The sequence below is a fragment of the Vibrio sp. 1-2 (7-a) genome (genome assembly GCF_013048515.1).
Classification (GTDB): domain Bacteria; phylum Pseudomonadota; class Gammaproteobacteria; order Enterobacterales; family Vibrionaceae; genus Vibrio; species Vibrio diabolicus.
In genome coordinates, this window is record NZ_VHSQ01000004.1 from 222,102 (window position 1) to 234,382 (window position 12,281).

Sequence of the window (12,281 nt, forward strand, 5' to 3'; positions counted from 1 at the left end):
AGTCTTGCGTTATGGGTTGCTATGATTACTTTGTGCGTTGTACCGCGACATGAGCCAGAGTAATAAGCGCTTGCTTGTATTCAGATTCCGGCAATACTGATAGTTCTTCGATTGCTTTGTCTGCTTCTTCTAGTGCTTTTTGCGTCGTGTATTCCAGAGATCCGGCCTCTTTCATCACCGCGAGAATTTCTTCTAAGCGATCCATGCCATTGGCCTTCTCAATTGCTTCGCGAATCATGAGGGCATTGTCTGGCGTGGTATTACGCATAGCGTGAAGTAGAGGCAAAGTTGGCTTGCCTTCAGCCAAATCATCCCCCACATTTTTACCCATGTCTTCGCCATCAGAGGTGTAATCCATGACGTCATCAATAAGCTGAAACGCAGTACCCAAATACTTACCGTAATTTTGCATTGCGATTTCAACATGCTCAGGAGCATCGTTTAAGATTGCGCCAATTTGAGTTGCAGACTCAAATAAGCGTGCCGTCTTAGAGTAGATGACTTGCATGTAGCTTTCTTCTGTCGTGTCAGGATCGTTACAGTTCATCAACTGCTGAACTTCACCTTCGGCGATAACGTTTACGGCGTTGCTCATTAGCTTAAGGATCTTCATGGATCCTAGCTCCGTCATCATTTGGAATGAGCGAGTATAGATAAAGTCCCCAACTAACACGCTAGCAGCATTGCCAAATGCAGCATTCGCAGTTGCTTTACCGCGGCGCATGTCTGATTCGTCGACCACGTCATCATGCAGCAAAGTCGCTGTATGGATGAACTCAATAAACGCAGCTGCCATTGTATGACCGTTGCCTTGGTAACCAAGTGCGCGGGCTGACAGTATCGCTAAAAGCGGTCTCAGACGTTTGCCTCCACCACTCACGATATAAAAACCGAGCTGGTTGATTAAAGAGACATCAGAATTAAGTTGGGCTTGAATTGTTTCATTCACTTTTGCCATGTCATCGGCAGTAAGCGCTTGGATAGTTTTAAAATCCATCGTATATCCGGCTGAAGTTAGACCCTGCAAGGCTTATTCGATTTATATAATTGTCGAATAATACACTAAAAAACGTTGATTAATACATTACTAAAGGGCATGATTGCCGCACTTTTCTTTGGCGATTAGCTTTTCGCCAATTTTTTCAAAATATGGCTTGTCATAGGAGCATCTATTCTGTAGAATCTGCGCCCTATTGATGATTAGTTTAGCGCACACCCTCAAGAAAGGCTGTGCGGAAAAAGCGGAGTAAAATATGTACGCTGTTTTCCAATCTGGTGGTAAACAACACCGTGTAAGCGAAGGTCAAACTCTTCGTTTAGAGAAATTAGACGTTGAAACTGGTGCAACTGTAGAATTTGATAAAGTTCTTCTTGTTGCTAACGGCGAAGACATCAAAGTTGGTGCTCCTCTTGTAGAGGGCGGCAAAATTGTTGCTGAAGTTGTACAACACGGTCGTGGCGATAAAGTTAAAATCGTTAAGTTCCGTCGTCGTAAGCACTCTCGTAAGCAACAGGGTCACCGTCAGTGGTTCACTGAAGTGAAGATCACTGGTATCAACGCTTAATCTATTAGGAGAGTTTAACAATGGCACACAAAAAAGCTGGTGGTTCTACTCGTAACGGCCGCGATTCAGAAAGCAAACGTCTAGGTGTTAAGCGTTTCGGTGGTGAATCTGTACTTGCAGGTAACATCATCGTTCGTCAACGTGGTACTAAGTTCCACGCTGGTAACAACGTAGGTATCGGTAAAGACCACACTCTATTCGCTCTTACTGAAGGTAAAGTGAAGTTCGAAGTGAAAGGTCCTAAGAACCGTAAGTTTGTAAGCATCGAAGCTGAGTAATTAGGTTTTTACCAAGTTACTTAATAGCTTTAAGCTGAATTCAAAAGCCCTGCCGAATCGGCGGGGTTTTTTATTTATGGCAGTCGACATATCGAAGTTTCTCGTTTCCACCTTATTTGTGGGCTGGGAGCTTAGATCTGTCATCTGCTAAAATTGTCAGATGACAAAGTAGATTTAATCCACGCACGAAGTAGTCGGAGTAAAAGATGAAGTTCGTAGATGAAGCGGTAGTAAAAGTTCAGGCTGGCGACGGCGGTAGCGGCGTTGTGAGTTTCTGGCGTGAAAAATTCATCACTAAAGGTGGCCCTGATGGCGGTGATGGTGGCGACGGTGGTGATGTTTATATCCAAGCCGATGAAAACCTTAACACTCTGATTGATTATCGTTTCCAGCGCTTCTACGAAGCGGAGCGTGGTGAGAATGGCCGCGGTGGTAACTGTACTGGTAAACGTGGCAAAGACATCGTTCTTCGTGTGCCTGTAGGTACGCGCGCAGTGGATATCCACACAAATGAAATCGTGGCAGAAGTTGCTGAACACGGTAAGAAAGTGATGATCGCAAAAGGCGGTTGGCACGGTCTAGGTAACACGCGTTTCAAATCTTCAGTAAACCGCGCGCCTCGTCAAAGAACATTAGGCACAAAAGGTGAAGTACGTGAAATTCGCCTTGAGCTATTGCTCCTTGCTGACGTTGGTATGCTTGGTCTACCTAATGCAGGTAAATCAACCTTTATCCGCGCAGTCTCAGCAGCAAAACCAAAAGTCGCTGATTACCCATTCACGACGTTGATCCCAAGCTTGGGCGTAGTGAGTGTCGTACCAGAGAAAAGCTTTGTTGTTGCAGACATTCCAGGTCTTATCGAAGGTGCAGCAGATGGCGCTGGTCTTGGTATTCGATTCTTGAAGCACTTAGAGCGTTGCCGAGTGTTGCTGCACATGATCGATATTATGCCAATTGATCAGTCTGATCCGGTGCAAAATGCACTAACGATCATTGATGAGCTAGAGCAATACAGTGAAAAACTGGCAAGCAAGCCACGCTGGTTAGTATTCAACAAAGTTGATTTAATGCCTGAAGAAGAAGCGAATGAGAAGATCCAAGAAATCTTAGACGCACTAGGCTGGGAAGACGAGTACTTTAAGATCTCGGCGATCAACCGTAACGGCACTAAAGAGCTTTGTTACAAACTGGCTGACTTTATGGATAATCTACCTCGCGAAGAGGAAGAAGTGGCTGAAGAAGATAAAGTTAACTTCATGTGGGATGACTACCATAAAGATGCGATGGCGGGTAAAGACGTTATCACTGAAGATGACGACGACGATTGGGATGACTGGGACGATGAAGAAGATGACGGTCACGTTGTCTACGTTCGTGACTAATCAGAACCGTCAAACAATGCCTGTTTGTCTATAATTCATTAAGCCGCAATTATTTATTGCGGCTTTTTTTGTATCTAAATCATATTTAGATGGTGTGATTTACGGCACAATAGCCGATACGTCGTGATTTTTGAGGGTTAGTTTGGACCTCTCGCGTATGAATGAGCAACACCCTAAAAGGAATTAGACTGATTTATGACTCTAGAAACCATACCGTCTGGAGAGTTGGCGGTATCCACTCAACGATCTATTTCTCGCCTTGTTGCCCAAGCCGGGCAAATGCTACTCGCTCATGGTGCTGAAAGTACTCTGGTGAGCGATATTATGCGCCGTATTGGCCTTGCTTGTGGGGTTAATGAAGTTGCGGTTGCGCTATCAGCCAATGCACTGGTTGTAACGACGGTAATGGATGGACACTGCATCACCACTACCCGAAGTTGTGCCGATCGTGGCATTAATATGCGCGTTATTACGCAAATTCAACGTATCTGCATCATGATGGAGCGTGGGCTGCTCGATGCAACCATGGCGCAGAAAAAGCTGAACGCCATCAGTCCAGAGCGTTATAACCGCTGGCTGGTGGTGTTTATGATTGGCTTGTCATGTGCGGCATTCAGTCATCTGGCTGGTGGCGATTGGGGGGTATTTGTTATGACCTTTTTAGCATCAGCTGGTGGCATGATCGTTCGCCAAGAAATTGGTCATCGTCACTTTAATCCTTTACTGAACTTTGCAGCGACCGCCTTTGTCACGACCTTAATTTCTGCGCAAGCTGAAATCTACCAAATCGGTAATCTGCCCACCGTTGCAATGGCATCGTCGGTATTAATGCTCGTACCGGGTTTCCCGTTGATTAACTCGGTGGCAGACATGCTGAAAGGGCACATTAACATGGGTATTGCCCGGTTTGTGATGGCCAGCTTACTGACGTTGGCGACGTGTTTGGGCATCGTTGCTGCGATGAGCGTTACTGGAATTTGGGGGTGGGCAATCTAATGAGTTTGTTTGATTTGATGCTTGGACTGCTGAATGACATGTTTTTCGCTGCGATTCCCGCAGTTGGATTTGCACTAGTTTTTAACGTGCCACAAAGAGCTTTAGTGTATTGCGCTGTTGGCGGCGCGATTGGACACGGCAGCCGTTATTTGATGATGCAGTTTGGTATTCCCATTGAATGGGCGACCTTTTTTGCCGCGACGCTAGTTGGGATGATCGGGGTATACTGGTCTCGCCGCTTTCTCGCGCACCCAAAAGTGTTCACTGTGGCAGCTTTGATCCCGATGGTACCTGGCGTGTTTGCTTACAAAGCAATGATAGCCATGGTTGAGATCAACCATATTGGTTATTCACCTGAGCTCGTTGCAACTTGTATGGAGAACTTTCTTAAGGCCATGTTTATTATTGCAGGTTTGGCTGTTGGTCTTGCTGTTCCAGGGCTGTTATTCTATCGCCGCAGACCAATTGTATAAGGACCTAACATGATCATTAGTATGATTGCCGCGATGGCCGACAATCGCATCATTGGCAAAGACAATCAAATGCCTTGGCATCTTCCCGCCGATTTCGCTTGGTTTAAGCGTTGTACCATGGGAAAACCGGTTGTGATGGGACGCAAAACCTATGAGTCTATTGGTCGCCCTTTACCTGGTCGCTTGAATATTGTTATCAGCCGAGATGAGACACTAAAGATCGAAGGTGTCACTACCGTAACATCGATTGAGCAAGCTTTAGAAGTTGCTGGTGACGTGGAAGAAGTGATGATCATTGGTGGTGGGGCGATTTACGCAGCTTGTCTGCCGATGGCCAATAAACTGTATGTAACACACATTGAAGCCGCGATTGATGGTGATACTCAGTTCCCAGACTGGGGAGATCAATTTAAGGAAACCTACTCAGAAACGTATCAAGCGGATGAGAAGAACGCCTACAACATGCGCTTTACTGTGTTAGAAAAGTAATTCGAGATTAAAACAGCGTATTTAATACGGTAATGCCGTTCGTATAACAGCGAGCGGCCATCCCGGCCTGCCATCATCCTGAAAGCGACGGAGGAGCGTGATTCAGGGTCTTCTATACGAGTACTTTGTTGTCAAAGGTATCTCTATCTACCCGCAGCGTGCGGATATTAGATTCCTAGTCTCGCTAAGGCTCGCTGGAATGACCCTACAGGAGATGTTAGGTGACAGGCATTCTCCCTACGATGGATTATCGACTATTATTCCGTGTTTAACTTAACGCATCCTGAGTAAAGATTTTCTTATCGTCCCAACGGATCATGGTTAGGCTTCCGCCCCAAACACAGCCAGTATCCAGACCGATGATCTCTTCGTCTACATGGCCTTGTAGTGCAGCCCAGTGACCAAATAACACCGTTTTATTGAGGTGAACGCGCTGAGGTACATCAAACCATGGAATAAGTTCGTTACCGGAAACTTGTTGTGGTGGTAGTTTACAATCCATATCCAAACGACCATCGGGGAAGCAAAAGCGCATCCGCGTAAAAGCATTGATAATATAACGGTATCGGTCCAAACCCTGTAGAGAGTCATGCCAGGAATCAGGTTGATTACTGTACATGTTTTTTAAGAGCCAAGGCAGCTCTTCACTTTGGATGATGCGTTCAACTTCGCGGGCACATTTTCTTGCGGTTTTTAGATTCCACTGTGGTGATATCCCAGCGTGACACATCACGAACTCGTCATGCTCGGCCATAAGAGGTTGCTGAGCTAGCCATGCCAATAGCTCTTCTTTATCGGGTGCCGTGAAAATAGGTGCGGTCCTATCTTTGTCTTTGACCTTTTTTATCCCGTGAGCAACGGCGAGCAGGTGAAGGTCGTGATTACCAAGCACAACGGTTGCGCTTTTGCCAAGCGACTTCACAAAGCGTAAAGTTTCTAGTGATTTAGGCCCTCTGGCGACCAAATCACCAGCGAGCCACAGTTGGTCTTTTTTCGCAGAGAAAGAGACTTGTTCTAGTAGTCGCTGCAATTCATCAAAACAGCCTTGAATATCACCAACAATATAGGTAGCCACTGAATCTCCAATTTACTAATTTAAAACATTTGGAACAGCAAGACGAAATGGTTCAATTTCGGTGATGAACTCCTGTCCTTTTTCATCCAGCATTTTGTAGTGCCCTTGCATAACGCCGACAGGAGTTTCTAATGCGGTTCCACTACTGTACGTGTATTCATCATTGCTTGGAATAAAGGGTTGTTGACCCACCACGCCATCACCTTCAACCGTCATTTGCTTGCCATTCGAGTCTGTGATTAACCAGCGACGGCTCACTAACTGCACGGTTTGTTGGCTAAGGTTTTTGATGGTGATGATATAGGCGAAAACGTAGCGTTGTAGCTCAGGATTGGACTGTTCTTCGATGTATTTGGTGTGAACTTGAATTTTGATGCAAGGTTGAATGACGTCCATGTGCACTCCTCAGAAACGTAATATCCCAATAATGATAAGCCAAACCGGCAAGGGTTTGGCTTATCGTTTGAGTTCTTAGTGCTGTGGGTTATCCGCAAGCCAGTTCGCCATCGCGACGAATTGTTCTAGCGTCAGGTTCTCTGGACGCATGCTTGGATTAACACCTAGCTCTTCTAGTACTTCTGTGCTTAACAACGATTTGTAGCAGTTACGAACTGTTTTACGACGTTGGTTAAAGCCTTCACGACAAACGCGATCCAGCAAACGCAGATCTTTCGCAGGGCATGGTAGCTCTTCATATGGCACTAAACGAACAACGGCAGAGTCCACTTTCGGTGGTGGAACGAATGCCGTTGGCGGTACTTCCAGTACTGGTACCACTTTACAGTAGTACTGAGCCATTACCGTTAAACGGCCGTAAGCTTTGCTGCCAGGGCCGGCGGCTAGGCGGTTTACCACTTCTTTTTGCAGCATAAAGTGCATGTCTTGAATGTCTTTATGGAATTCAAAAAGGTGGAACATCAATGGTGTAGAGATGTTGTACGGCAAGTTACCGAAAATGCGTAGCTTGTTGTTTGGCTTCACTAATTGAGTGAAGTCAAAACGCATAGCGTCACCCTCATGGATGGTCAACTTATCCGCCAGGTCAGGGTGAGTACGTAGGCGTTCTGCCAGATCGCGGTCCAGTTCGATGACCGTGAATTTATCCACTTCACGACCTACCGGCTCAGTGATTGCACCAAGACCAGGACCGATTTCAACCAGGTTTTGACCTGGTTTTGGGTTAATCGCTGATACGATTCCATCAATAATGTATGGATCGTTCAGGAAGTTTTGACCAAAACGTTTACGCGCTTTGTGTCCTAAATGGACATCATTTCTCATTGTTTCTTCTCTACCAAATCTATCGCATGCGTGAGCGCTGTTCGGAAACTCCCTGTATCCGCTTGACCTGTCCCTGCCAGATCTAATGCAGTACCGTGATCCACCGATGTTCTAATAAAAGGTAGACCAAGAGTAATGTTTACTGAACGACCAAAGCCTTTGTATTTTAATACTGGCAACACTTGGTCGTGGTACATGCCTAAAACAGCATCAGCATCATTTAAATATTTTTCATTGAAAATGGTATCTGCCGGCAAAGGGCCGATCAGGTTGATACCTTTTTCTTGTCGAATCTTTTCCAGTGTCGGAGTGATGGTTTCGATCTCTTCACGACCTAAGCAGCCATCTTCGCCAGCATGAGGGTTAAGCCCGCAAACGTAGATGTTTGGTTGTGCGATAGCAAACTTTTCTACAAGGTCTTTATGAAGAATATCGATGATTTTTTCTAATCGCTCTTCGGTGACCGCTTTGGACACATATGCTAAAGGAATATGTGTTGTGACCAGCGCCACTCGTAGTCCTTCCGTTGCTAGCATCATGACGACTAGCGGCGTTTTTGACTTCTCGGCGAAAAACTCAGTATGACCACTGAATGCAACACCTGCGCGATTAATCACCCCCTTATGAACAGGGCCGGTGACAATAGCATCAAATTCATCATTCATACAGCCTAAAGCGGCTCTTTCTAGCGTTTTTAGTACATAGTGGCCATTCGCTTCATTGAGCTCGCCTGCGACCGCAGGTTCCGATATTTGGATATGATCAACGATAAGCGTGCCAGCTTTTTGTGCTTTAGGCGCTTCTTCTGGATTGTAATCAGACAGTTGGACTTCAATGCCAAGCTGCTTGGCTCTGTCCATCAGCATATTTTTATCGGCGCAGACGACAATTTGGTGTGCCCAATCTTCCTTCGATAAGGCAAGCACTAAGTCTGGGCCGATACCCGCAGGTTCCCCTGCGGTTACGACAATTCTACGAATTGTATTAGTTGTCATTGTTGTCATCCACGATTTCAACAAACGCACTTGCGCGTAGCTCTTGCATCCATGCGCCCGCTTCTTCATTAAATTTACGGTTAAATAGAATACGGTAAGCCTTATTCTTCATCGCTGAGTCAGTGCGGTCAACTTGGCGACGATCCAACACTTCAACGATATGCCAGCCGTGAACGGTTTTGAACGGTTCGCTGATTGAGCCAACAGGCAGAGTTTCTACTTGGTGTTTAAATTCTGGCACGTACAGATCTGGCGTTTGATAACCTAGCTCACCGTCTTGCGCTGCCGAACCAGGGTCTTGGCTGTATTGTGTTGCCAGTTGAGCGAAAGTGGCTTCGCCAGCTTTGATGCGGCGTACAAATTCATTCAGTTGCTTCTTTGCCCCTTCATCGCTCAGAATCACGGTTGGTTTAATCAAAATATGACGCGCATTTACTTCCGTTACCGCAACCGTTTCTAGGCCTTTTACATCTTCAATTTTTAGGATGTGGAAACCGACGCCACTGCGGAATGGGCCAATGATGCTGCCTTTGTTTTGCATTTTAATCTGATCGGCAAAGATGGTTGGCATCTCTTCTTTACGCATCCAACCCCAGTCGCCACCTTGTAAAGCTTTAGGACCTTTTGAGTAGGTGTAGGCCATCTCCGTAAAGTCTGCACCTTCGTTCAGCTTTTTCGCCAGCGCTTTTGCTTCTGCTTCTACAGCAGACTTTTCTTTGTCGTCAGAGAAGCGCAGTTGAATGTGTCCAATTTTGTATTGCACGGTCGCATTGGTTTCTTGTGATAGTTGCTCAGCAAGGCTGTCGACTTCTGCTGGAAGGATATTAATACGGCGACGAACCAGTGCATTACGGGCTTCTGAAGCGGCGATTTCCTTACGAATTTGTTCGCGGAATTCTGGGTAACTTAAACCTTCACTTTCTACAGAAGCGGCGAGTTGTTCTACCGATTGCTCATTATTACGTGCGATCTCTGCAATCGCTTGGTTTAAACGGTTGTCGTCAATACGCACACCAATACGGTCTGCTTCTTGGCCTTGCAACGTATCAATAATAAGTTTTTCAACAACTTGTTCTTTTAATACGCTGGTAGAAGGTAAGCTTTTTCCACTTTGACGTGCGTTGGCTTGCAGCGTTTTCATCGCTGTTTCGATGTCGCTTTGTAGAACTACACCGTCGTTCACGATGACCGCAACCTTATCGATCTCTACTGGTGCTGCAACCGCTCCGCAAGAGAGTAGGGTCGTGAATAAGATTGATTTCCAAATTTTCATTTAAAATTCCGTCAGTATTTTTGAATAGGCGTCTTATTCATTTAAGACGCCTATTTCGATTAATTGTTCAGATAGAATGGGCGGCCGTACTTAATCGCGTTGTCAGAACCATCCAGTTCTTTGACTGCAGTGTCTTCACGCTGATTGGTCGCAAAGCCTTGAATACCGAAGTTAACGCTAAAGTTATTTTCGTATTCAGGTGATGCGCCAGTGCTGCCGATAGTTTGGTTTTCCCAACCAAGCAATTGGTTGGCGTAAGTCACACCAATGTACCAACAGTCAGACTGGTAACGCAGGCTCGCTAGCCATTCTAGGTCCGCATTTTCATTTAGGTCGTAGTAGTATTGACCACTTGCAGACCAGTTCGGGTTGAACTCGTAGGCCGCAACAATACCTGCTTGTGAAATGCCTTTACGAGTAATTGTGTCTAGGTTTTCGAGAATGATCGTATCTTCGATGTATTCACGCGTGACGTAACGATAGTTACCCTGAATAAAGCCACCGTTAAATTGGTACTCTAAGGTACTGTTCGCCAACTGCATGGAGCTCAAATCGATATCGTATTGAATCCCACCGTGATAGAACAAGTAATCGTTGTAGTTGAAATCAGCTTCAATCGCCCATGATGAGTAGTTGGTGGTCTCATCCGGAAGATTTGGGCTGTTGCTCAGTTTGGTCTTTTTATCGAAGTAGTAAATCTGACCAAATGAAACGTTAAGACGCTCTTTATAGTCATCATCAAAGAAGCGCGTACTGGCACCGTAGCTTAACTGGTTCGCAGAGGCGATTTTATCAATGCCACTGTACTTACGACTGCGGAATAGCCCGTAGTAGTCGGTTTGTAGCAAGGTGGTATCGTAGTTGTAGATATTGGTTTGATCTTCTTCAGGTACGTACAAGTACTGCAGCTGAGGCTCCAGTGTTTGTGTGTAGCCCTTGATCCAACTCGTGTCTCGCTCTAAGTAAAGTTGCGCATGCGTACGGAACTCGGGGATAACACGAGAAACTTCGTCATCTAACTGGTTTTGCAAGTTGACATCTGTCAGACCCGTTAAGTCTTGAGAGTAGTACGTGGAAAGCACGCGAGCTTCCGTTGTCCACGTTGCCCATGAATTTGAAAGCGGCAATGTAAGCCCTGGTTCAATATGAACACGGGTCGCATTTGGTCGCGCAGCATCGCTGGTATCGAAGCGGCTGACTTGGCTCTTCACGTCAAAGTTGAGGTAATCTCCCCACAATGGCGTGTAGTAGTTCAAGTCTAACTGAGGAAGCAGGCGATAAGGGCGGTTCTCTTCTTTCAATAAGATTTGGAAGTCACGAACGGTTAACGAGGCATCCCAGAAATCAGAACGATATTGTACTTGTCCTTCTTGAACCAGTTGACCATCTTCACGGTTACCAATATCGGAGTCGAGATCGAGGAAGTAATCAATATCACTCACTTTTGAGTAATCGACTTTGACTATCCACTGTTTATTGATAATACCGTCGTGTTTAACTTGGTAGCCCCAACGAGACTCGTCTTGATATTTGCGATCGCTATTGAGGTATTCGCCTTTGATTTCACCATTCCCCCAACCATCCGTTAGGTAGCGGAAATCAGTATCGAGTTTTGTTCCACGCTGCTGCATGTAGAGCGTGGTGAGCGTCATGTCATATTGAGGTGCGATGTTCCAATAGAATGGCACCTCGACTTCCATACCATCGCTAGAACCATACGATAAAGAAGGGAAGAGGAAACCCGTTTTACGCGTATCTCCAATTGGCATGGTTAGATACGGCACATAGAAAACAGGAACGTCTAACACTTCAAATCGAGGATGGTGCAGCGTCGCCGTCTCTTCATCTTGGTCAACGTCAATACCTGATGCCACTAAACGCCATGAATTGTCGCCTTGAGGACATGATGTAATAGAACCATCTTCGAGTTCATAAACCGACTGACCTGTACGCGCGATGTATGCTGCTGTGCCTCGACCTTGTTGGCAAAGGAACTGATAATCGGTGTTCTCTAGTGAAAACGTGTCTTGGTTGATGTCATTAGTAACACGATCAGATCGAGCTTTGACTTGGCCGTCATTGAAAGTCACGTTGCCTTCGGCAACCACGACGTTATCTTGTTGGTGCAGCGTTACGCTATCTGCGGTGATTTTCTTCTGGCCTTGGGTGACTTGTACATTACCTGAGTACTGAGCTTTGTCACCATTGATGGCTTGCAGGGTGTCAGCTTCTACCACTACTGGGGTATTAAGAGCGTCCTCCTCGCCACTGGTATCGACCAAACATTGATCTGTGGCGGGCATTTCCTGCACACTATCATGGATATTCGCTTCAGCTTGAGTGGTGGGTACAAACAAGGCGGTGCTGATAGAGGCCGCTAAACATGTGCGGGAGAAATGTTGCATTGAATTGAACTTTCCTGTGTCACTACTACTCGATGGCTATAGGGCTTGTTGTACCCTAGCGTAATAGCC

At 45.9% G+C, this 12,281-nt stretch carries 13 protein-coding genes; 6 read left to right on the forward strand and 7 right to left on the reverse strand.

Annotated elements, in window-relative coordinates; translation table 11 throughout:
- Positions 1-25: 25 nt before the first annotated feature.
- Positions 26-997, reverse strand: a complete 972-nt coding sequence (ispB, locus tag FKN08_RS13590; RefSeq protein WP_005392297.1) for an octaprenyl diphosphate synthase — start codon at positions 995-997, stop codon at positions 26-28.
- 256 nt (positions 998-1,253) lie between these two features.
- Between ispB and rplU the strand changes: the two genes are divergently transcribed.
- The 6 genes from rplU to folA all read left to right on the forward strand — a co-directional run bounded on the left by rplU (position 1,254) and on the right by folA (position 5,183).
- A complete protein-coding gene (gene rplU / locus FKN08_RS13595) occupies positions 1,254-1,565 on the forward strand; it encodes a 50S ribosomal protein L21 (RefSeq protein ID WP_005383096.1) in 312 nt (103 codons plus the stop codon).
- Positions 1,566-1,585: 20 nt separating this feature from the next.
- Positions 1,586-1,843, forward strand: a complete 258-nt coding sequence (rpmA, locus tag FKN08_RS13600; RefSeq protein WP_005383095.1) for a 50S ribosomal protein L27 — start codon at positions 1,586-1,588, stop codon at positions 1,841-1,843.
- Positions 1,844-2,049: 206 nt separating this feature from the next.
- Complete coding sequence (gene cgtA / locus FKN08_RS13605) at positions 2,050-3,225, forward strand: Obg family GTPase CgtA (RefSeq protein WP_005383091.1); 1,176 nt, start codon at positions 2,050-2,052, stop codon at positions 3,223-3,225.
- A gap of 195 nt (positions 3,226-3,420) precedes the next feature.
- Positions 3,421-4,221 carry a threonine/serine exporter family protein gene (locus tag FKN08_RS13610; RefSeq protein WP_005392296.1) on the forward strand — a complete coding sequence of 267 codons (801 nt, stop codon included), beginning with the start codon at positions 3,421-3,423 and terminating at the stop codon, positions 4,219-4,221.
- Positions 4,221-4,694 carry a threonine/serine exporter family protein gene (locus FKN08_RS13615; RefSeq protein ID WP_005392295.1) on the forward strand — a complete coding sequence of 158 codons (474 nt, stop codon included), beginning with the start codon at positions 4,221-4,223 and terminating at the stop codon, positions 4,692-4,694. Before FKN08_RS13610 ends, FKN08_RS13615 begins: the two co-directional genes overlap by 1 nt.
- A 9-nt stretch (positions 4,695-4,703) precedes the next feature.
- Complete coding sequence (gene folA, locus FKN08_RS13620; RefSeq protein ID WP_124007407.1) at positions 4,704-5,183, forward strand: type 3 dihydrofolate reductase; 480 nt, start codon at positions 4,704-4,706, stop codon at positions 5,181-5,183.
- Between the two features lie 268 nt (positions 5,184-5,451).
- Here folA and apaH read toward each other — a convergent pair whose 3' ends face one another.
- The 6 genes from apaH to lptD form a co-directional block, all read right to left on the reverse strand.
- On the reverse strand, positions 5,452-6,258 hold the full coding sequence (gene apaH / locus FKN08_RS13625; protein WP_170892324.1) for a bis(5'-nucleosyl)-tetraphosphatase (symmetrical) ApaH: 807 nt from the start codon (positions 6,256-6,258) through the stop codon (positions 5,452-5,454).
- A gap of 15 nt (positions 6,259-6,273) precedes the next feature.
- The gene (gene apaG, locus FKN08_RS13630) at positions 6,274-6,654 is read right to left on the reverse strand and encodes a Co2+/Mg2+ efflux protein ApaG (protein ID WP_005379668.1); all 381 of its coding nucleotides are present in this window, start codon (positions 6,652-6,654) and stop codon (positions 6,274-6,276) included.
- A gap of 75 nt (positions 6,655-6,729) precedes the next feature.
- Positions 6,730-7,539: a 16S rRNA (adenine(1518)-N(6)/adenine(1519)-N(6))-dimethyltransferase RsmA gene (gene rsmA / locus FKN08_RS13635; protein WP_170892325.1), complete on the reverse strand. Its 810-nt coding sequence runs from the start codon at positions 7,537-7,539 to the stop codon at positions 6,730-6,732.
- Positions 7,536-8,534: a 4-hydroxythreonine-4-phosphate dehydrogenase PdxA gene (pdxA, locus tag FKN08_RS13640; protein WP_047009044.1), complete on the reverse strand. Its 999-nt coding sequence runs from the start codon at positions 8,532-8,534 to the stop codon at positions 7,536-7,538. The genes rsmA and pdxA overlap by 4 nt, the downstream gene beginning before the upstream one ends.
- Positions 8,524-9,807, reverse strand: a complete 1,284-nt coding sequence (gene surA, locus FKN08_RS13645) for a peptidylprolyl isomerase SurA (RefSeq protein WP_005379672.1) — start codon at positions 9,805-9,807, stop codon at positions 8,524-8,526. Before surA ends, pdxA begins: the two co-directional genes overlap by 11 nt.
- A 59-nt stretch (positions 9,808-9,866) precedes the next feature.
- The gene (gene lptD / locus FKN08_RS13650; RefSeq protein WP_006742729.1) at positions 9,867-12,212 is read right to left on the reverse strand and encodes an LPS assembly protein LptD; all 2,346 of its coding nucleotides are present in this window, start codon (positions 12,210-12,212) and stop codon (positions 9,867-9,869) included.
- Between the last annotated feature and the right edge of the window lie 69 nt (positions 12,213-12,281).

Coding starts and splice junctions, on each gene's coding strand:
- FKN08_RS13610 (WP_005392296.1), top strand. CDS start 3,421: ATGACTCTAGAAACCATACCGTCTGGAGAGTTGGCGGTATCCACTCAA.
- folA (WP_124007407.1), top strand. CDS start 4,704: ATGATCATTAGTATGATTGCCGCGATGGCCGACAATCGCATCATTGGC.
- pdxA (WP_047009044.1), bottom strand. CDS start 8,534: ATGACAACTAATACAATTCGTAGAATTGTCGTAACCGCAGGGGAACCT.
- apaG (WP_005379668.1), bottom strand. CDS start 6,654: ATGGACGTCATTCAACCTTGCATCAAAATTCAAGTTCACACCAAATAC.
- surA (WP_005379672.1), bottom strand. CDS start 9,807: ATGAAAATTTGGAAATCAATCTTATTCACGACCCTACTCTCTTGCGGA.
- cgtA (WP_005383091.1), top strand. CDS start 2,050: ATGAAGTTCGTAGATGAAGCGGTAGTAAAAGTTCAGGCTGGCGACGGC.
- rsmA (WP_170892325.1), bottom strand. CDS start 7,539: ATGAGAAATGATGTCCATTTAGGACACAAAGCGCGTAAACGTTTTGGT.
- rplU (WP_005383096.1), top strand. CDS start 1,254: ATGTACGCTGTTTTCCAATCTGGTGGTAAACAACACCGTGTAAGCGAA.
- FKN08_RS13615 (WP_005392295.1), top strand. CDS start 4,221: ATGAGTTTGTTTGATTTGATGCTTGGACTGCTGAATGACATGTTTTTC.
- ispB (WP_005392297.1), bottom strand. CDS start 997: ATGGATTTTAAAACTATCCAAGCGCTTACTGCCGATGACATGGCAAAA.
- lptD (WP_006742729.1), bottom strand. CDS start 12,212: ATGCAACATTTCTCCCGCACATGTTTAGCGGCCTCTATCAGCACCGCC.
- rpmA (WP_005383095.1), top strand. CDS start 1,586: ATGGCACACAAAAAAGCTGGTGGTTCTACTCGTAACGGCCGCGATTCA.